General features: G+C 63.9%; 17 protein-coding genes. 2 read left to right on the plus strand and 15 right to left on the minus strand.

What is annotated here, in order from left to right; translation table 11 throughout:
• Positions 1–146: 146 nt before the first annotated feature.
• The 12 genes from HAP54_RS43865 to coxB form a co-directional block, all read right to left on the minus strand.
• On the minus strand, positions 147–425 hold the full coding sequence (locus HAP54_RS43865) for a hypothetical protein (RefSeq protein WP_166297609.1): 279 nt from the start codon (positions 423–425) through the stop codon (positions 147–149).
• Between the two features lie 139 nt (positions 426–564).
• Entirely contained in the window at positions 565–1,122 is a 558-nt protein-coding gene (locus HAP54_RS43870; RefSeq protein ID WP_166297611.1) for a sigma-70 family RNA polymerase sigma factor, read from the minus strand.
• Between the two features lie 31 nt (positions 1,123–1,153).
• Entirely contained in the window at positions 1,154–4,348 is a 3,195-nt protein-coding gene (locus HAP54_RS43875) for an efflux RND transporter permease subunit (protein ID WP_224741524.1), read from the minus strand.
• Positions 4,345–5,799 (minus strand): efflux RND transporter periplasmic adaptor subunit, encoded by a 1,455-nt coding sequence (locus tag HAP54_RS43880; protein ID WP_166297613.1) that lies wholly within the window; start codon positions 5,797–5,799, stop codon positions 4,345–4,347. Before HAP54_RS43880 ends, HAP54_RS43875 begins: the two co-directional genes overlap by 4 nt.
• Positions 5,796–6,197 carry a FixH family protein gene (locus HAP54_RS43885; RefSeq protein WP_166297615.1) on the minus strand — a complete coding sequence of 134 codons (402 nt, stop codon included), beginning with the start codon at positions 6,195–6,197 and terminating at the stop codon, positions 5,796–5,798. Before HAP54_RS43885 ends, HAP54_RS43880 begins: the two co-directional genes overlap by 4 nt.
• Before the next feature lie 100 nt (positions 6,198–6,297).
• Positions 6,298–6,744, minus strand: coding sequence for a hypothetical protein (locus tag HAP54_RS43890; RefSeq protein WP_224741523.1), 447 nt, complete (start codon positions 6,742–6,744; stop codon positions 6,298–6,300).
• Between the two features lie 115 nt (positions 6,745–6,859).
• Positions 6,860–7,768, minus strand: coding sequence for a heme o synthase (locus tag HAP54_RS43895; RefSeq protein WP_166297617.1), 909 nt, complete (start codon positions 7,766–7,768; stop codon positions 6,860–6,862).
• A gap of 77 nt (positions 7,769–7,845) precedes the next feature.
• Positions 7,846–8,253, minus strand: a complete 408-nt coding sequence (locus HAP54_RS43900) for a cytochrome C oxidase subunit IV family protein (RefSeq protein WP_029080150.1) — start codon at positions 8,251–8,253, stop codon at positions 7,846–7,848.
• 9 nt (positions 8,254–8,262) lie between these two features.
• Entirely contained in the window at positions 8,263–8,985 is a 723-nt protein-coding gene (locus tag HAP54_RS43905) for a heme-copper oxidase subunit III family protein (protein ID WP_166297619.1), read from the minus strand.
• A 15-nt stretch (positions 8,986–9,000) separates the two neighbouring features.
• Positions 9,001–9,705 carry a cytochrome c oxidase subunit 3 gene (locus HAP54_RS43910; protein ID WP_166297621.1) on the minus strand — a complete coding sequence of 235 codons (705 nt, stop codon included), beginning with the start codon at positions 9,703–9,705 and terminating at the stop codon, positions 9,001–9,003.
• Complete coding sequence (gene ctaD, locus HAP54_RS43915; RefSeq protein WP_166297623.1) at positions 9,702–11,477, minus strand: cytochrome c oxidase subunit I; 1,776 nt, start codon at positions 11,475–11,477, stop codon at positions 9,702–9,704. Before ctaD ends, HAP54_RS43910 begins: the two co-directional genes overlap by 4 nt.
• A gap of 74 nt (positions 11,478–11,551) precedes the next feature.
• Entirely contained in the window at positions 11,552–12,385 is an 834-nt protein-coding gene (coxB, locus tag HAP54_RS43920) for a cytochrome c oxidase subunit II (RefSeq protein WP_166297625.1), read from the minus strand.
• Positions 12,386–12,951: 566 nt separating this feature from the next.
• On the opposite strand from coxB, the gene HAP54_RS43925 reads away from it, so the two are divergent.
• Positions 12,952–13,848, plus strand: coding sequence for a DUF2189 domain-containing protein (locus HAP54_RS43925; protein ID WP_166307029.1), 897 nt, complete (start codon positions 12,952–12,954; stop codon positions 13,846–13,848).
• A gap of 184 nt (positions 13,849–14,032) precedes the next feature.
• Here HAP54_RS43925 and HAP54_RS43930 read toward each other — a convergent pair whose 3' ends face one another.
• A complete protein-coding gene (locus HAP54_RS43930; protein ID WP_166297627.1) occupies positions 14,033–16,210 on the minus strand; it encodes a xanthine dehydrogenase family protein molybdopterin-binding subunit in 2,178 nt (725 codons plus the stop codon).
• 2 nt (positions 16,211–16,212) lie between these two features.
• Positions 16,213–16,674 (minus strand): (2Fe-2S)-binding protein, encoded by a 462-nt coding sequence (locus tag HAP54_RS43935; protein ID WP_166297629.1) that lies wholly within the window; start codon positions 16,672–16,674, stop codon positions 16,213–16,215.
• A gap of 182 nt (positions 16,675–16,856) precedes the next feature.
• Between HAP54_RS43935 and HAP54_RS43940 the strand changes: the two genes are divergently transcribed.
• Positions 16,857–17,975, plus strand: coding sequence for a LysR substrate-binding domain-containing protein (locus HAP54_RS43940; protein WP_224741522.1), 1,119 nt, complete (start codon positions 16,857–16,859; stop codon positions 17,973–17,975).
• Between the two features lie 699 nt (positions 17,976–18,674).
• Here the strand turns inward: HAP54_RS43940 and HAP54_RS43945 are convergent.
• Positions 18,675–20,249 (minus strand): S10 family peptidase, encoded by a 1,575-nt coding sequence (locus HAP54_RS43945; RefSeq protein WP_166297631.1) that lies wholly within the window; start codon positions 20,247–20,249, stop codon positions 18,675–18,677.
• Between the last annotated feature and the right edge of the window lie 53 nt (positions 20,250–20,302).

Below are 20,302 nucleotides of genomic sequence, written 5' to 3' on the forward strand. Positions count from 1 at the left end.
GGCCGTCTGACGAACGCTCCCTTCGTCAAGGTCAAGTCCCCGTCTCTATCACAAGGGGCGCTTTCCAGCGCCTCTTTCGGTCAGCGCAGCAGGTTGCGGTCGAGATTGGTCGTCCGACGCCCGTGCCGATCGGCCAGGGCCCCGCACTAGAAACCGCGGGACGGCGGAACGGACGATTTCGGGCCGCCGGAATAGCGCCACGAATTGACTTCCACGGCACGTCCGGCGGCGGGCTCGGCCGCCCAGCCAATCGCGGCGTAGGCGTCACGCGGCGCATGTTGTGCCGTGGTCGCGCGGTGAGCGCGTGTGCCAGAGGTCATCGCTCCGGCATTCGCCGCCGCGGACATCGCCACCAGCGATGTCAGAACTGAGATCGCGAGAATGGATTTGGTAAACTTCGTTGACATTGTCTGCTCCGTTGTCATGTGAAGGGCGCTCCATGCGCGCTTCTGTAAGGGAGTACGGAGCCTTTCGTCGGCCGGTTACACGATCACGCCGAGGTGAGGATGGTGGATTTCGGCCGCAACGCGGCATCAAGCCACGCAGGAAATTGAAGGGCCGCCTTCAGGCGTCGCGGTCCCCGCGAATGAAGGACGCCAGCGCCTGCAGGCCGCGGTGGATGCTGATCTTCACGTTGGATTCCGACATGCCATAGCGTGCCGCGGTCTCCGCGACGCTGTTTCCCTCCAGCTTGACCGCCTCGATCGCCTGGCGCGTCTTTCGCGGTAGCCGGCCGAGCAGCTTCGCCATGTCGTGCGTGCTCTCTGTCGAGGTCTGATCGTCAGCCGCCATCAGATCCTCACGGTTGTCGATCGGAACATTCATCCGCGACATCTTGTTGGCGCGGAGGTAGTCGATCAGCTTGTAGCGCGCGACCGCGTGTAGCCAGGGCGTGAACAGGGCCTCGGGATCGTAGGTGTGGCGCTTGAGATGAATCGTCAGCAGTGTCTCCTGGACCAGATTCTCCGCCTCTTCCGCGCTGCGCCCGGCTCCCATCAGCCTGCGCTTGTAGTAGCCGCGAAGACGCGGCACGAGCTTCGCCAGCAGCGCGCCGTGGCTGGCCGCATCGCCACGCTGGCTCGCCAGCATCAGCGTCTTGAGCTCGATTTCGTCACTGGTCATGTCGGCAGTCCTGCCTCGCAGTTCGGCTCGTCTAGGCGATGTGCTTGAGCGTGCGCGCGCGTGTCTGCGTAGTCTCGACAGCGGCTTCCGGCTGCAGCTCGCCGCTGTCGCCGGCCGGCGGCAGTCGAAAGCCCTTCACCATGGCGAAGATCGCGGGAATCACGATCAGCGTCAGCAAGGTCGACGAGATCATGCCGCCGATCATCGGAACCGCGATGCGCTGCATGATCTCAGAGCCGGTGCCGGTGCTCCACATGATCGGCAACAGCCCGGCCATGATCGCGACCACCGTCATCATCTTCGGGCGGACACGCTCGACCGCGCCCTCGATGATCGCACGGTGCAGGTCGTCGTAGCCGATCGTGCGTCCCTCGGCAGCGCGCCGCGCCGTGATCTCGGCCAGCGCGTGGTTGAGGTAGATCAGCATCACCACGCCGGTCTCAGCAGCGACGCCGGCGAGCGCGATGAAGCCGACCGCGACCGCAACCGACAGGTTGAAGCCGAGCGCCCACATCAGCCAGAGCCCGCCGACCAGCGCGAACGGCAGCGACAGCATCACGATCATGGTCTCCGCCACCGAGCGGAAGTTGAGGTTGAGCAGCAGGAAGATGATCGAAAGCGTCACCGGCACCACGATCTTGAGCCGCGCCGTGGCGCGTTCGAGATATTCGTACTGCCCGCTCCAGATCACGTAGGCCCCCGGCGGAAACTGCACACTCGCCTGCACCGCGCGCTGCGCATCCGCGACATAGCTGCCGAGATCGCGCTCGCGGATATCGACATAGATGTAGGTCGCGAGCTGCCCGTTCTCGGTCCGGATCGTGGTCGGCCCGCGCGCCGGCTTGATATCGGCGACCTCGCCGAGCGGCACCGCCCCGCCCGCCGGCATCGCCACCAGGATGTCGCTTGCGATCGCACCGGGATTGTCGCGCAGGTCGCGCGGATAGCGCATGTTGACGGTGAAGCGCTGGCGCCCCTCGACCGTCGTGGTCACGCTTTGCCCGCCAAGCGCGGTCGCGATCGTGTCTTGCACGTCCTGCACGGCGATGCCGTAGCGCGACAATGCCTCGCGGTTCGGCGTGATCTCGAGGTAATAGCCGCCGAGGCTACGCTCGGCATAGGCCGACGAGGTGCCGGGCACACCCTTCACGATCTGTTCGACCTGGCGGGCGAGCTTGTCGATCACGGCGAGATCGGGACCGATCACCTTGACGCCGACCGGCGTCCGGATCCCGGTCGAAAGCATGTCGATCCGCGCCTTGATCGGCATCGTCCAGGCGTTGGAGACGCCGGGAAATTGCAGCGCCTTGTCCATCTCGGCGATCAGACCGTCGAGCGCGAGGCCCTTGCGCCATTGCTGCTTCGGCTTGAGGTTGACGATGGTCTCGAACATCTCCGATGGCGCCGGGTCGGTCGCGGTGGCGGCGCGGCCGGCCTTGCCGTAGACCGAGGCGACTTCCGGAAAGCTGCGGATGATGCGGTCCTGGGTCTGCATCAGTTCGGCCGCCTTGGTCACCGAGATGCCCGGCAGCGTGGTCGGCATATAGAGCAGCGTACCCTCGTTGAGGTCGGGCATGAACTCGGTGCCGAGCTGCCGCGCCGGCCAGACTGTGACGGCGAGTGCTGCAAGCGCCAGCACGATCACCAGCGTCTTGGCCCGCAACACGCCGTTGATCACGGGACGGTAGATCCAGATCAGGAAGCGGTTGATCGGGTTCTTGTGCTCGGGGACGATCCTGCCGCGGACGAAGATCACCATCAGCGCCGGCACCAGCGTGACCGACAAGAGCGCCGCCGCCGCCATCGCAAACGTCTTGGTGAAGGCGAGCGGTGAGAACAGCCGCCCCTCCTGCGATTCCAGCGTGAAGATCGGCATAAAGGATACGGTGATGATCAGCAGGCTGAAGAACAGCGCCGGTCCCACTTCTGCCGCCGCCTCGATCAGGATCGCGACCCGCGACCGGCCGGGCTCGGCGCGCTCGAGGTGCTTGTGCGCGTTCTCGATCATCACGATCGCCGCATCGATCATGGCGCCGATCGCGATCGCGATGCCGCCGAGACTCATGATGTTGGAGCCGATCCCGAGCAGCTTCATCGCGCCGAACGCCATCAGGACGCCGACCGGCAGCATCAGGATCGCGACCAGTGCGCTGCGGACATGCAGCAGGAACACGAAGCACACCAGCGCGACCACGACGCTCTCCTCGAAGAGCGTGCGCTTCAGCGTCTCGATCGCCGCATAGATCAGGTTGGAGCGGTCGTAGACCGGCACGATCTCGACCGATTTCGGCAGGCTGGTCGCGATCTCCTTGAATCGCTTCTTGACGTTTTCGATCACGTCGAGCGCGTTGACGCCGAAACGCTGCAGCACGATGCCGCTGGCCACCTCGCCCTCGCCGTTCAGCTCGGCGATGCCGCGCCGCTCGTCGGGGCCGAGCTCGACGCGGGCGACGTCGCGCAGCAGCACCGGCGTGCCGTTGTCGGTCTTCAGCACGATGTTGCCGAGATCGTTGATGTCCTTCAGATAGCCCTTGCCGCGGATGACATATTCGAACTCGGAGAGCTCGACGGTGCGGCCGCCGACATCGGCATTGCTGGCGCGGATCGCGTCGCGCATCCGCTGCATAGTGATGCCGCGGTCGCGCATCCGCTGCGGATCGAGGATCACATTGTACTGCTTGACGAAGCCGCCGACGCTCGCGACCTCGGCCACGCCCTCGGCCCTGGCAAGGGCGAACTTCAGGTTCCAGTCCTGGATCGTGCGGGTGTCGGCCAGGTTCAGCTCTTTCGACATCACGGCGTACTGGTAGACCCAGCCGACGCCGGTCGCGTCAGGACCGATGGTCGGCGATACGCCCGCCGGCAGCCGCGACGCCGCGCCGTTGAGGAATTCGAGCACGCGCGAGCGCGCCCAGTAGATGTCGGTGCCGTCCTCGAAGATGACATAGACGAACGACACGCCGAAGAACGAGAAGCCGCGCACGACCTTCGACTTCGGCACCGTCAGCATCGCCGTGGTCAGGGGATAGGTGACCTGATCCTCGATCACCTGCGGCGCCTGGCCGGGATATTCGGTGTAGACGATGACCTGGGTGTCGGAGAGATCGGGGATCGCATCGAGCGGCAGATGGAGCAGCGCGTAGAGACCCGCGGCCGCCGCAAAGCCGGTGCCGAACAGCACCAGCAGCAGATTGCGCGCCGACCAGGCGATGAGACGGGCAATCATGGCTTGCCTCCCGTCATCTCGCCCTCGCCCGCCGCCTGCGCAGCGCCGGCCCCGCCAAAGCCCTTGATCGCCGCCTTCAGATTGCTTTCGGCATCGATCAGGAATGTCGCTGACGTGACGACCGCATCGCCCTCGGCGATCCCGTCACGAATTTCGACATAACCGTCGCCGCGCCGCCCGAGCTTGACCTCACGCGGCTCGAACCGTCCGTTGCCCCGGTCGAGCAGCACCGTCTGGCGGCTTCCGGTATCGAGGATGGAGTTGTCAGCCACCGTGAGCACCGGCGCCGGGCTGCCGGTATCGATCTCGGCGTCGACATACATGTCCGGCAGCAGCGCGAGATCGGCGTTTTGCAATTCGATCCGCACCCGTGCGGTGCGCGTCTCCTTGTTGACCTGCGGGTAGATCATGGCGATCTGGCCGGCGAACGCGCGACCGGGATAGCTGCGCGTGCGCACAGTGACCTTCTGGCCGACTACGATGTTGCCGAGATCGCGCTCGGCGACATCGATCAGCGCCCACACCATTGAGACGTCGGCGACCCGGAACAGCACGTCGCCGGGCTGGGCGCGCATGCCCTCGATCGCGGCGCGTTGCAGCACGATGCCGTCGCGCGGCGACGACCATGGAATTACGATCGGGACCGTGCGGCTCTGCTCCATCTCCGCGATCACGGCCTCGGGCACGTCGAGGTTCATCACCCGCTGCCGCGAGCCCCGCCCGTATGGATCGATCCCCGCAGCCGCTTTCGAGCCGATGGTCGCAACATATTCGGCGGCGGCCGAGGACACCGCCGGGCTGTAGATCTCCATCAGCTTCTGTCCCTTGGTCACCCGGCTGCCGGTCGTGACGTCGGCGACCTTCTGCACATAGCTCTCGGCGCGCATCGCGATCACGGAGACACGCCGTTCGTCGAGCTGGATCGTGCCGGGGGCACGAACCAGCGTGCGGATGCGGCGCATCTCCGCCGCTTCGGACTTGACGCCGGTGCGCTGGATCTTGCCGGGCGACAGCGTGATCGAGCCATCGTCGCTGTCGTCGCCGTCATAGACGGGGATATAGTCCATCCCCATGGAATCCTTCTTCGGCGCCGGCGAGGTGTCGGGAAGCCCCATCGGGTTGCGATAATATTTGATCTTGCGCTCGCTCTTCGCGGCCGTGGCCTTGATGTCCGCCGGCCGCTCGGGCGCGCCGGATTGCGCATCGGCATCCGGAAAAACCGGCAGATAGTCGCGCCCGTCCGCCGTCTTCTTCGGCGTCACCGAGTAGAACGGCTTGCCGTCGGGATCGCGGTAATAGATCGGCGCAGCGCTCTCCGCAGCCTGCGCGGCGGAGACGATGGCGGTCATAGGCCGCGGCGGCAGGCCGTGACCGGTCCATGCGGCGCCTGCCGCTGCGGCGATCGCAGCGGCAGCGCCGGCCCAAGTGAGGGCCCACGCGAGGCGGCTCATTGCTCGGCCGTGACGACGAGCTTGTTCTCGACCGAGCCGGTCTCGCCCTGCACCTTGGCGCCGAGCGATAATTGCCAGCGGCCGGCCATGCCGAAGGTCGCCTTGAACCGGTAGGTGCCGGGCTCGGTGCCCGGCATCGGCGTCACCTTGGTGGCCATCTCCTGCATGCCGTCGGGCGCCATGTCGAGCCGGGTCGAGAAGATCACCGCGTCGGGAACGGCCTTTCCGGTCGTCTTGTCGACCAGCCGCACCGTGACGATGCGATCGTCCCCGGCCTTGACCGTCGGCTGGATGAGCTGGAATTCGTGGTTCTTGATCTCGGCGTGGGCGGGCGCACCCGCCAGGGCAACGCCGAACAGCGCGGCTGCAGCGGCCCGCGCGAGGTGGAAAGTCTTCATGGTTGTGATCCTCGATACGTCTGGTGCACCGCGTGAGCGGCATGCGACGACACGCGCGCCATCAGGCGCACGCGTCAGCGATCAGGCGCTTGCGCGCCCGTCAGACGTCGGTTCGAGGCGGATGATCCGGAGGTTTGGCGCCGAGGCCGTCAAGCAGGCGGTCATCGCGCGCGGCGAATCCGCCTTGCGATGGTTCGCGTGCGATCAACGACACGGCTCCGGCAGGAAGCGGCAGCGAGACGCTCAGCATGCAGAGCGCAAGGAACGGACAGTCGTCGCAACCCTTGCTCTTGGTCTGGTCCGGGCAGCACGGCATGTCGCCGGCCATCGCCTGCCCCGACATGGCCTGATCGAACTTGGCCATGCCGTGCATGGCTTGGTCCGACATGGCCTCGTGGCCGGACATCGCCTGCATGGCGGTGGCCGATGCATCCGGCATCATCCTGGCAAACGCCGGCGCCACGGGCGCGAGCAACAGCCCGGCCGCGACGAGCAGCAGAATCCAGAGATTGGCGAGCCGCTTCACATGCATACCTGCTTGTCGCACGGATCAATGCAACCTGCAAATTCACGATTCCGCCAGCTTGGCTTCGCCTGACGGCGTATCGGGACGTCCCCGGCACGAAGTAGGCCCTACGGCTGTCGATTCGAATGCGTCCCAGCTAGCGCGGCTGAGCGTAGGGTGCGGCATTCATCAGCAGCACCCCAAAAAGAAGGACCAGATAGAGCATCGAAAACACGAACAAGCGACGCGCCGGCCGCCATTCCTTGTCGTGGCTCCGACGTACCTGCCATGCGAGAACAATCATGATCGCTCCCAGCACCGCCGCGGCCGCGCCATAGATGGCTCCCGCGAACCCCAGTGCACAAGGCAGCAGTGAGATCAGAACCAGAAGCACGCTATAGAGAAGAATCTGGCGCTTTGTTTCGGTCTTGCCGGCCACGACCGGCAACATCGGCACACCGGCGCGGGCATATTCTCCGGAAAGATTAAGCGAAAGTGCCCAGAAGTGCGGTGGCGTCCAAAGGAAGATGATCAGAAACAGGATGAGCGGCTCGAGCCCGACTTGTCCGGTGACCGCAACCCAGCCGATCACCGGAGGGAGCGCACCGGCAGCACCGCCAATGACGATGTTTTGCGGTGTTCGGCGTTTAAGCCACATCGTGTAGACGACGACGTAGAAGAAAATTGTGAAAGCAAGCAGTGCAGCAGCGGCCATGTTCAGCAAAGTGCCGAGGGCCAGGACGGCGCACGCGCCGAGCATCAAGCCGAAAACCAATGCTTCCGAGCGCGATACGCGGCCGCTAGGAATTGGACGGATGGCGGTACGCGCCATCACCGCATCGATGTCGGCGTCGTACCACATATTGAGCGCAGCTGCGGCGCCGGCTCCCGCAGCAATGCAGACGAGAGCAGCGACGCCGGTGACGGGATCGATGCCGCCTGGTGCGACCATGAGACCGACCAGGGCGGTAAAGACGACCAGCGACATGACGCGCGGTTTCGTCAGTGCGACGTAGTCTCCGATGTTGGCATAGCTCCGGCGAAGAATTGAACGATTGATTTGCACGAGATTGATTCCTCGTCAGTTCGATACTCAAAAGGCCATCGGTTGAAGGCCTTGTTCGCAGCACAACCGTCCTGCTTCTAGCTCGCTGACGCGAAAAACATGACCCGAAGCAGATGCGTATAGTCGGATTCGAACACCATGATCGCTACAAAAACCAGCACCAGCACCGGCGGCAACAGGATGGCGTAGGCCAACGCCAACCGCTCCCAGGCCATGTGCATGAACACAGCAACGATCAGGCCGGCCTTCAGCACCATGAACAGCAGGATCAATGACCAACGGAGATGGCCATGGATGCCAAAGAAGTCGACAAGGTATGAGCAGGTGCTGAGCACGAACAACCATCCCCAGACCACGAGATAGAGCTTGATCGGGTGCTGCTGGCCCTCGGCGTGCGTGGCTCCCGATGCGACTGCGTCATGCACATAAGTGTGGAGCGCATGTTGCGTTGCCTGCCCTTCCACATGTACCGCTGCGTTTGTCATGCGCTTACCTCACCAGAGATAGAAGAAGGCAAAGATGAACACCCACACGAGATCGACGAAGTGCCAGTACAGGCCCATGATCTCGACGATCTCGTAATGCCCCTTCCGGCTCGTGAAGAAGCCACGCCGCTCGACGTCGAAATCGCCCCGCCAGACCTTTCGCGCAATCGCGATCAGGAAGATCACGCCGATCGTCACGTGCGTGCCGTGGAAGCCGGTTATCATGAAGAAGCATGAACCAAACTGCGCCGCGCCCCACGGGTTGCCCCATGGCCGCACGCCCTCCATGATCAGCTTGGTCCATTCGAAGGCCTGCATTCCGACGAAGGTTGCGCCGAACGCTGCGGTGGCCAGCATCAAGGCCGCCGTTTTGACGCGATCGCGGCGATAACCGAAATTGACCGCCATCGCCATCGTCCCGCTGCTCGAGATCAGGATGAAGGTCATGATGGCGATCAGGATCAGCGGGATGTGCTGGCCCGCGATATTGAGGGCGAAGACTTCGCTCGGGTTCGGCCACGGCACGGTCGTCGACATCCGCGCGGTCATGTACGACAGCAGGAAGCAGCTGAAGATGAACGTGTCGCTCAAGAGGAAGATCCACATCATGGCCTTGCCCCAGGACACGTGCTTGAAGGCACGCTGGTCCGAGGCCCAGTCGGCGGCGATGCCGCGCCATCCGGGTAGCGTTCCGGGCGGCGCGTTGGGGGTTGCCAGTGTGGTTTCCGTCATCGCTTCCTGCCCTCGCTAGCTGAGCAACTGGCGACAGATGTCGACGATATTGTCGGTCCAGCCCGTCAGCAGACCGAGCAAGACCAGCCAGACCAACAACAGGAAATGCCAATAGATCGCGCACAGCTCGACGCTCAGGCGCACCTGCATCATCGGCGCGCCGCGCCACACCTTTGCGGTCGTCCTGCCGAGCGCCACCAGTCCGCCCGTCAGATGCAGTCCGTGCACCGCGGTGATCAGGTAGAAGAAGGAATTGGCAGGATTGGACGCCACGAAATACCCGGCGACGTTCAGTTGCTGCCACACCCATAACTGCCCAACCAGGAAGGTTACAGCGGACGCGCCGCCGATCAGCAGGCCGACGATCAAGCCGTCAATGTCGTCGCGTCGCGCGGCGATCAGCGCCCATTGCAGCGCCACACTGCTTATGACCAGGACGCCGGTATTGAACCACAACAGTCTGGGCAGGGGCAGCTCCCGCCAGTCCACCATGCTGTTGCGCATGGAGTAGGCGCTGATCAGGAGCGCGAACAACGAGCCGACGACCGCGAGAAACACGCCCAGTCCGATCTTCGCCGTCGGCACCGACGAACCGCGCTCACCGCGAAGATCGACGTCCACGCCTTGCTCCAGCCACGGCTTGGCCGCCAGCCGCTGCTGCGAGAGCCACCATCCCGCGATCGCTGCAATTGTAGCAATGAACAGGATGATGGCGCTCACGGGTGGGCTCCCTGCGCCACCAATCCGGCCGGTGGTTCATTCTGCGGCACAAAGTCCCTGGCAGCACCGGGCACGCTGTAATCGTAGGCCCAGCGATAGACGATCGGGAGTTCTTTTCCCCAGTTGCCATGTCCCGGCGGGGTTTCCGGTGTCTGCCATTCCAGCGAGGCGGCTCCCCACGGATTGCCGCCAGCCTCTTTTCCTTTGAACAGGCTCCAGATCATATTGAACAGGAAGACAAGCTGGGCGAAGCCGACGATCAGCGCCGCCACGCTCATGAACGCATTGAGGTCATGGGCGGATGCCGGGACGAAGGTTGTCTCGCCGATGTCGTGATAGCGGCGGGGCATCCCGAGCAGGCCGAGATAGTGCATCGGGAAGAACACGGCATAGGCCCCGATGAACGTCACCCAGAAATGGAATCGCCCAAGCGCCTCGTTGAGCATGCGTCCGGTGATTTTGGGATACCAGTGATAGATTCCGCCAAACACGGCCATGATCGGCGCGATACCCATCACCATGTGGAAGTGCGCGACGACGAACATCGTGTCGGACAGCGGAACGTCCACGACCACGTTGCCGAGAAACAGCCCGGTGAGACCGCCATTGACGAATGTGATGATGAACGCGAGGGCGAACAGCATCGGCGTCGTGAGATGGATGTCGCCGCGCCACAACGTCAGCACCCAGTTGTAGACCTTGATGGCGGTGGGGACCGCGATGATGAGCGTCGTGGTGGCGAAGAAGAACCCGAAATACGGGTTCATGCCGCTCACATACATGTGGTGCGCCCACACGACGAAGCTGAGCGCACCGATGGCCACGATCGCCCAAACCATCATGCGATAGCCGAAGATGTTTTTTCGCGCGTGGACGCTGATCAGATCGGAAATGATGCCGAAGGCCGGCAAGGCGACGATGTAGACTTCGGGGTGGCCGAAGAACCAGAACAGATGCTGGAACAGGATCGGGCTGCCGCCGCCATACTTCGTCAGCTGGCCCATCTCGACCAGCGTCGGCATGAAGAAGCTGGTTCCCAGCAGGCGGTCCAGCAAAAGCATCACTGAGGCGACGAACAGCGCCGGGAAGGCCAACAGCGCCATCACGGTGGCCGTGAAGATGCCCCACACCGTCAGAGGCATGCGCATCAACGTCATGCCGCGCGTACGCGCCTGCAGCACCGTCACGACGTAATTGAGCCCGCCCATCGTGAAGCCGATGATGAACAGGATCAGCGAGGCCAGCATGAGAACGATGCCCCAGTCCTGCCCGGGGGTGCCGGAGAGAATCGCCTGCGGCGGATAGAGCGTCCAGCCGGCGCCGGTCGGCCCGCCCGGCACGAAGAACGTCGCGGCCAGCACCAGCACGGCGAGCAGGTAGACCCAGTAGCTCAGCATGTTCACGTAGGGGAAGACCATATCCCGCGCGCCGACCATCAGCGGGATGAGGTAGTTGCCGAAGCCGCCAAGGAACAAGGCGGTGAGCAGGTAGATCACCATGATCATGCCGTGCATGGTGATGAACTGAAGGTACTCATTGGCATCGATAAAGGAGAATGTACCGGGAAATCCCAGTTGCAGGCGCATCATCCACGACAGCACCAGCGCCACCATTCCGATCGACATTGCCGTGATCGAATACTGGACGGCGATCACCTTGGCGTCCTGCGAAAAGACGTACCTCGTCCACCAGCTCTTCGGGTGATAGAGCTCGACCTCACTCACTTCGGCGGGCGGTATACCTGCGACCTGATCAAACGGGATATCGACCATCGGAATTCCCTCCTTGGTCTTCTGCTCAGCGACGAGTTCGCTTCACAATATCCGGCGCATCCGCGTCGGCATGTTCATTCGCTACCGGTCTTGTACGCGGCCTTCGCGACGTCGCGCTGGCCTGACAATTCCGCGAACGTCCGCTGCTTCTCGAGCCACGCGTGATATTCCTTCTCTTCCTCCACGACGACCTTGCTCCGCATTTGCGCGTGCGCGGCGCCGCACAGCTCCGCACAGAGGACGTCGAATGTTCCGGTACGCGTGGGCGTGAGCCAGTAATACGTCACCGAGCCCGGGATCATGTCCATCTTCGCCCGGAACTCGGGCACATAGAAATCATGCAGAACGTCGATCGAGCGGAGCAGCACCTTCACCGGCTTTCCAATCGGCAGATGCAGATCCTCGTTTTGAACGACGACGTCGTCCTGTCCGTTCGGATCATTGGGATTCAACCCGAGTGGATTGTCGGAACTGATCAGGCGCGCATCTGACGTGCCGAGCCGGCCGTCCTTTCCGGGAAGCCGATAACTCCACATCCACTGTTGTCCAACGACCTCGACGTCGGTCGCGTCGTCGGGAACGGTGACGAACTGGTGCCAGACGACCAGGCCGGGCGCCAACATGGCGGCGACGCCGACCGCCGTCACGATGCTGAGCCACCATTCGAGCTTCTTGTTTTCGGGATTGTAGGCGGCCCGCCGTCCCTCCTTGTGGTGGAAGCGGAACACGCAGTAAGCCATGAACGCGATGACCGCGCAGAAAACCGCCCCGGTGATCCAGAACGTCAGGTTGATCGTGTCGTCGATGTAGCGCCAGTTCGAGGCGATCGGCGTCCACCACCACGGGCTGTAGATGTGAAACAGCACCGAGGCGACTGCAACCAGGAGCAGTACGAGCGCGACAGCCATCCCTCATTCCTCCTTGCCATTTAAGGCTGCGGAGACGAACGAAAGGGCGGAGCTCACGTCAAAGGTATGGTGTCAAGGTATGGTGTCACGTACACCATCACCGTGCCTTTTGCCTCGCCCATTCTGCCGGTCGCGACGCTGGGACATCATGACAAAGGGTCAACGTCACGACCGCAATCTCATCGGAGCTTGGGGGCGTTCAGTGCATTCAAGATGGTACTCGTCGAGCCCGGCGTCAATAGAGGAGTATGCCCCGCCTCGGTCCGGCGCGTGTTGGCGCGAATGCGTTGCATGCCGGAGAGCACCGATCGGGACCCACCATCAGATGGTGCATCGCAAAACCTGGCTTTGTGCGATTGCACAATTCTCCCGACGCGTTCGCCATCTTGCTTCTGCTGCATATCGGACTAGTTTGATTGGACCGGTTGCGACAGATGTCGTCCGGCAAGCTCCTTCTGGTTGAATCTGATTTGCCGGACTCGGTCGCGATTTTCGCGCATGAGGCGGATGTGCGTGTTTTGAGGGCGCTCCGTTCCCCTGCGACCACCAGCAAGGAGGCCGGAACCATGACCACAGTATTCGCACGGCCCAAACTGCAATTGTTTGGCGTCTCTACCGCCTTTGTCGTACGCAAGATCAGCCTTTCCGATTTGGGCGACGCGCTGCGCCTCGGCTGGGAAGACTTCAAAGCCATCCCGACCCACGCAATCGTCCTGTGCGTGATGTATCCCGTCCTCGGACTTTTCCTGTTCAGACTTGTGATCGGCTATTCGGTGCTGCCGCTGCTGTTTCCGCTCGCCGCCGGCTTCGCCCTGATCGGTCCTTTCGCCGGACTCGGCCTCTACGAACTGAGCCGCCGCCGCGAGCGGGGAGAGGAGCCGGGAGCCTGGGACGCAATGCAGGTGCTGCGCGCGCCGTCGTTCGGCGCCATGCTCGAACTTGGGTTTCTCCTGTTCGTTCTGTTCGGGGTCTGGATCGCCGCCGCGAACGCGATCTACGTTGCGACTTTCGGCTATGCTCCGGCTGCGAGCATCCCTGATTTCGCACAGCGCGTGTTGACGACGCCCGAAGGCTGGTCGCTCATCATCATCGGATGCGGCGTCGGCTTCCTTTTCGCCCTGATTGCCCTGTGCGTCAGCGTCGTCTCATTTCCACTGATGCTCGACCGCCATGCAACAGCGATCGATGCGATCCGCACCTCGATACGGGCCGTGAAGATGAATCCAGTTGAGATGGCTGCGTGGGGATTGATCGTTGCGGTACTGCTGGCCGTGGGCTCACTGCCATTCTTCGTCGGTCTCTGCGTCGTTCTGCCGGTGCTTGGTCATGCGACCTGGCATCTTTACAGGAAGGTGGTCGAGCCTGACCCGAATCCCCCGCAAGAAGAGCCCCGCCCGCCGATCGGTCACCGCTACGCGGCTGATTTCCCGGCCTCTCTCTTCCCGTGGAGCCGTGAGCGTTAGTGATACCGGCGCGAGCCAGAGATTCGCGAAGCGCCTCACATGCATGCCCGCTTGTCGGATCAATGCGGGGCGCAAATCCGCTTGGCTTCACGATCGCGCCAGCATTCCGTCATTTCCCGGGCATAGCCGTCCGAAGGACGGCGTCGCTTGCGCTCGCCTATGCCCGGGCATGACGGCCGGTAGCTTACGTTTGCTTCAACAATGCCGGGTCGACCGGCATCTTTCGCAGCCGCTTGCCGGTCGCCGCGAAGATCGCATTGCCGATCGCAGGCACGATGCCCGATGTCCCGGTCTCACCCATGCCGCCGGGCGGCTCCGAACTCGGCACGATGTGGACCTCGATGGCCGGGGCCTGATCGATGCGCAACATCTGGTAGCTGTCGAAGTTGGTCTGCTCGATGCGCCCGTCCTTCAGCGTGATCTCGCCATAGAGTGCGGCAGTGACGCCGAAATTGATGCCGCTTTGAAGCTGCGCCTGCACCGTGTCGGGATTGACCACGGTGCCGCAATCCATCGCGCAGACGACGCGGTGGACGCGAACCGAACCGTCCTTGGCAACCTCAACCTCGGCAACCTGCGCAAGGTAGCTGCCGAACACGAATTGCAGCGACACGCCGCGTCCGCGCCCGGCAGGTAGCTTCCCGTCCCAGCCGGCCTTGGCCGCCGCAAGTTCCAGCGCCGCCTTGGCGCGCGGCGACTTGCCCAGCAGCGCCTTGCGATAGTCGACCGGATCCTGCTTGGCGGCCGCCGCCATCTCGTCGATCACGCTTTCGGTGACGAACACATTGTGCGAGGGACCGACGCTGCGCCAGAACGCGGTCGGAATGCCGGGCGGCTCGACCCGGACATATTCGACGTGGAAATTCGGGATGTCGTAGACGAGATCGATCGCGCCCTCGGTCGTGTCGGGATCGAGACCATTGCGGAACGCCGGCGGCGCCCATCGCGCCAGCACCGACGAGCCGGCGAAGCGGTTGTTCCAGGCGATCGGCTTGCCGGATGCATCGAGTCCGACCGCAATCCGGTCGCACCAGTAGGGACGATACATGTCGTGCTGGATGTCCTCCTCGCGGGTCCACACCAGCTTGACCGGCGCATCGACCTGCTTTGCGATTTGCACGGCGCGAATGACACCATCGACCTCGAGCCTGCGGCCAAAGCCGCCGCCGAGCAGATGATTGTGCACCACGACGTTCTCCGGCGGCAGGTCCAGTACCTTCGCGGCCACCGCCTGGGCGCGCGAAAGCGCCTGGCTGCCGACCCAGATCTCGCAAGCATCGGGGCGCACGTGCACGGTGCAGTTCATCGGCTCCATCGTCGCATGGGCGAGGAACGGCAGCTGATAGGTCGCCTCGACTTTCGTCACAGCGCCCGCCATCGCCTTGTCGGCGTCGCCGATGTTTTGCGCGACCGTGCCCGGCTTGGTGGTGGCGGCTTCGAGCTCGCGCGCGATATCTGACGTGGCGAGCTTGGCGTGGGGCCCCTCGTCCCACTCGATCACGAGCGCCGCGAGACCTTTCTTCGCCGCTCCCATATGATCGGCCACCACGGCGACTGCGTCATCGAGCTTCACGATCTGGCGCACGCCGTTGACGGCTTTTGCCGCTGCGTCATCCACGCGCTTCACCCGCCCGCCGAACACCGGCGACTGCGCCAGCGTCGCGATCTTCACCCCGGGCGGCCGTGCGTCGATGCCGTAGACCGCCGAGCCGTTGATCTTGGAGGGTGTGTCGAGCCGCTTGGCCGGCGTGCCGATCAGCTTGAACTCGGCCGGGCTCTTCAGCGTCACATTCTCCGGCACAGGCATCTGCGCCGCGTCAGTCGCCAGCTCGCCGTAACCCAGCTTGCGTCCGGAGGCTGCATGATGCACCTCGCCGTTCTCGGCGCGACACGAAGCGGGCTCGACGTTCCAGCGTTTCGCCGCGGCTGCGACCAGCATCGCCTTCGCGGTGGCGCCGGCTTTCCGCATCGGCTGCCAGCCGCCGCGCATCGCGTTCGAATTGCCGGTGGCCTGCACGCCGAGCAGCGGGTTGGCATAGAGCTTGTCGCTCGGCGGCGCGTGCTCGAGTTGCACCTGCTTCAGGCCGATCTCGAGCTCCTCGGCGATCAGCATCGGGATCGAGGTGTAGGTGCCCTGCCCCATCTCGACATAGGGCATGGTCAGCACGACCTTGCCGTCGCCGCCGATCCGGATGAAGGCATTCGGCGCGAAGCCATCGGCGGCCGCGGCTTCGCTCTCGCGGCCCGCGAACGGCAGGCTCACGCTGAGCAGCAGGCCTCCGCCTGCGATCGCGCTCGCGCGGAGGAAGTTGCGCCGCGACAGATCGGCGGAGCGCTCAGACACATTGTCCATCAGCGTCATGATCAACCTCCCGACTGCGCGGCTTGCTTGATGGCTTCGCGAATGCGGACATAGGTGCCGCAGCGGCAGATGTTGCCCGACATCGCGTCGTCGATATCGGCGTCGGTCGGCTGCGGTTTGCTCGCAAGCAGCGCGGAGGCGGACATGATCTGTCCCGACTGGCAGTAGCCGCATTGCGGCACCTCATGCGCGAGCCAGGCGTCCTGGATCTTCTTGCCGGCGGGCGTGGTGCCGACCGCCTCGATGGTCGTGATCTTGGAGTCCCCGACGCTGTCGATCGTCGTGATGCAGGAGCGCACCGCGGCGTCATCGAGATGCACCGTGCAGGCGCCGCACAGCGCCATGCCACAGCCGAACTTGGTGCCGGTCATGCCGAGCACGTCGCGCAGCACCCACAGCAGCGGCGTATCGCCGTCGGCGTCGACCGAATGACTGGTCCCATTGATGGTGATCTGGAAAGGCATCGTGACACTCCTGTCCTGGTTCGAGACCGCGCGGTCCGCGCCCCTCCGGGCGCAACCGGCCACATTTCCAAAGCGATCGTACGCGCATTCGCGCTGATTGCTCACTCGTGGTAATAAATACAAATGCTGCGCCCTATAAGGGGCGCTTTGATCCGCAATGAAATAACCATTGGTTTATAATCATGGACCGACTGACCAGCATGTCCGTGTTCGCCCGCGTCGCCGATCTCGGCTCCTTCACCGCGGCCGCCAAGGAGTTGCGGATGTCGCCGACCATGATCGGCAAGCATATCCGGTTTCTCGAGGATCGGCTCGGCTCGCAATTGATCAACCGGTCGACGCGGCGGCAGGGCCTCACCGAGCTCGGCCGCAGCTATCTCGATCACTGCAAGCATTTGCTGGAACAGGCCGAGGCCGGCGATGCGCTGGTCGAGGAGGCCTTGAGCGCGCCGCGCGGCAAGCTCCGCATCGCGACCTCGGTCGCCTTCGGATCGTACAGCCTGGCGCCCACGCTCGTCCGCTTCATGAAGAGGTACCCGGAAGTATCGGTCGACCTCGTCCTCAGCGACAAGATGGTCGATCTGCTCGAGGAAGGGCTGGATGCGGCGATCCGGGTCGGCACGCCGACCGACTCCACCATGATGTCGCGCTCGCTGTCGCCCTATACCGGCGTGGTTTGCGCCGCGCCGGACTATCTCGCCGAACACGGCACGCCGACCCATCCCGCGGATCTCGCCAGCCATGAGTGCCTGCGTTATCCCGGCTGGTCGGACGGACAGCGATGGACCTTCTTCGGGCCGGAGGGCGAGGTGCATGTCGATGTCGAGAGCCGCCTCTTCATCAACAGCGCATTCGGCATCCGCTATGCGGCGCTCGCCGGCGCAGGCATCGTGCTGATGCGCGACGAGTTGCTCGCCGACGATATCGCCGCGGGGCGGCTGCAACTGCTGCCGCCGAACTACACGACGCAAAGCCGCGCGCCAGATCCTGTGGCCGAAGAACCGCAAAATGACCCCGAAGCTGCGGGCGCTGATCGACTTCATCGTCGAGACGTATGGGGGACCGGTGCGGCATGCCGAGTGCGCCCCGCGAATTCAATCACTGAGTTGCCCGACGGCGCAAGCCCGCTTCACAAAAATATTTCGATTTTTCGGAAGCACAACTTGGTGTATGGTCCGCTCGTCTCACCCGATCGAGGGGCGCTTCGCGATCGTCACGGGTGTTGTGGTGAGATGCGGTGGACGCCCAGCGTGCGACTGACGAGAGCACGTGAGGCGGACGGTGAAGTCGTGTGGTCCTGACGCCCTAGTGGCCGGTGTCCCCTTGGAAGACGCAATTGCGTCTTACGAAGGCGGTGACAAAAAAGCCAAGTCTCGCCGGGGAGAGCACGAAGTAAGCCGTAACCCATCGCGCAGGGAAAGCCGGAGTTCCCGGTTACACCTGTGGTCCTACCCCCGTGCTTTCTACTTTTGCACGGGGCCCATGGGTGCGATCGGCACCCGGCTTTCCCTGCGCCCTCTGCTCAAGATGAGGGCGGAACGAGATGCAAAACTCGGACGCTTCATGTCGCGAGAACGCGAAGCTACGTCCCCACCCACACCTGTCATCGCCCGCGAAGGCGGGCGATCCAGTACGCCGCGGCTTATCCGTTCGAGTACCATCGTCTCTGGAATACTGGATCGCCCGGTCCCGTCTACGCCAAGGCTTCGACGAGGCCACGAATCCCAGGCACGCCGAAGCTTTAGCGAAGGCGGCAAGCCGGGCGATGACAGCGAGAATGCGGATGTTTGACTTTTGATGCCGCAACACATTCGATGTCGTCCTGGCGAAAACCAGGACTCATTACCCCAAATGGAAATTGTTGCGCGACGCCGGGGCCACGGTCACGTTCACAATCAAATTTGGTGGTTATGGGTCATGGCTCCCGTGCGCAATTGCGCACTAGGCCAGGACGACGACAACATTTGCAGCGGACAGCGCAATCCACGCAGCCATCCCCCTCACCTCATCAGCGCCTCTGCCTCCTTGCGGAACGCCTGGCGGGAGCCGTCGCGGGAGTAGAACATGTGGCCGCCGGGATAGACCACGAGCCTGGTGCGGCTCGGACCGGCAAAAGCCGGCAGCTGGTCAAGGATGATCTTCGAGGCGAAGTATGGCGTGGCGAGATCGAACAGGCCGTGGCCGATCAGAAGCTTCAGCTTGGGGTCGAGCGCCAGCATCTGGCGCAGCTGCGTCACCGACTCCGCCGGGCTGATGCCGTGACCGAACTCCCAGGCCTTGTTCACGCTCTCGCTGAGCAGATGATAGGAGCCGTCCGGCCGCCAGTTCAGCTTGCGCGTGGTGAGGTCGACGGCGGCGCTGGTCAAGGGCGCCATCAAGGGATCGCCGGACGGATCGTTGAAATGGAAGTAGCTGGAATCCGGATAGGGATCGAAGCCCTCGACCGAGGCGTCGTAGCGGCCGGTCACCTTGCCGTTCTTGCGATCGAACTCGCGGCGGAATTCGCCGATGTCGAAACGGCCGGCCAGCCTGCGGCTCACCGCCTGATCGATGCCGGTCAGGCTCGCGACCCTGTCGGCGAGCCGCGTGGTGGCCTCGGCGTCGGCCTGGCCCTTGACGAGGTCGAGCAGGAAATCGCTCTGCGCATAGCGCTCGACATCGGCGAGATCCTCGCGCGTCACCGCTCCCTTGGCCTGCCGCGCGACCGCCGTCATGGTCGGCAGGCTCGCGACATATTGCAGCAGGCTGGAGCCGGTATATTCGCGGAAATCGAGCACCGGCGAGATCAGGATCAGGCCGCGCGGGCCGACGCCCTGCTGCATTTGCAGCTTGCGCACCACCTTGGGCCCGCGAATGCCGCCATAGCTTTCGCCGACGACATATTTCGGCGAGGTCAGCCGGTCGTATTTCTCCAGCCAGCGGCGGATCACCAGCGCGACCGAATTGGCATCGCCGTCGACCGTGAAGAAGCGCTTGCGCGCATCCTCGGACGTGGTGACGAAGCGGCTGTAGCCGGTGCCGACCGGATCGATGAAGACGAGATCGGTGAAATCGAGCCAGGTGTCGGCATTCGCCTGCAGCTCGGGCGAGGCCGAGGACACCGCGCCGTCGCCATCGAACGGCAGCCGCCACGGCCCGACATTGCCGAATTGCAGCCAGGCCGACGCCGAGCCCGGACCGCCATTGAACAGGAAGGTCACCGGACGGCTCGCCTTCTCGGCGCCGTCGAGCTGGTAGGAGGTGTAGGCGATGTCGGCGAGCGGCTCGCCCTTGTCGTCGAACACGCGGATCGAGCCCGCGGTCGCGCTGAAGGCAAGCGTGCGGCCGGGCAGCGCGACGGATTGCTTTGTGGTGGAGTCCGGCGGCAGGCGGTGCTGCTCGGCGGCGGGCGTGCTGGCCGCGGCGTTGGCGCCGGAGCCGGCCTCGCCGCGTCCTCCCCGTCCCTTCTGGCCGCTGGGAGCCTGCGCGCTCGGCGACGGCGAAGGCTGCGGGGTCTCGTCATCGGCCCGCGCCGCGGTCGCAAGACAGGCCACCAACAGCGCCGCAGCACACCGTGTCGCAAAACTGTTAGCCATGTCGTTCACTCCCTGGGCCGGCGTTTACGCATTCCACCTGGAAATTGCGCTAG

Source organism: Bradyrhizobium sp. 2S1 (genome assembly GCF_011516625.5).
Taxonomy (GTDB): Bacteria; Pseudomonadota; Alphaproteobacteria; order Rhizobiales; family Xanthobacteraceae; genus Bradyrhizobium; species Bradyrhizobium septentrionale.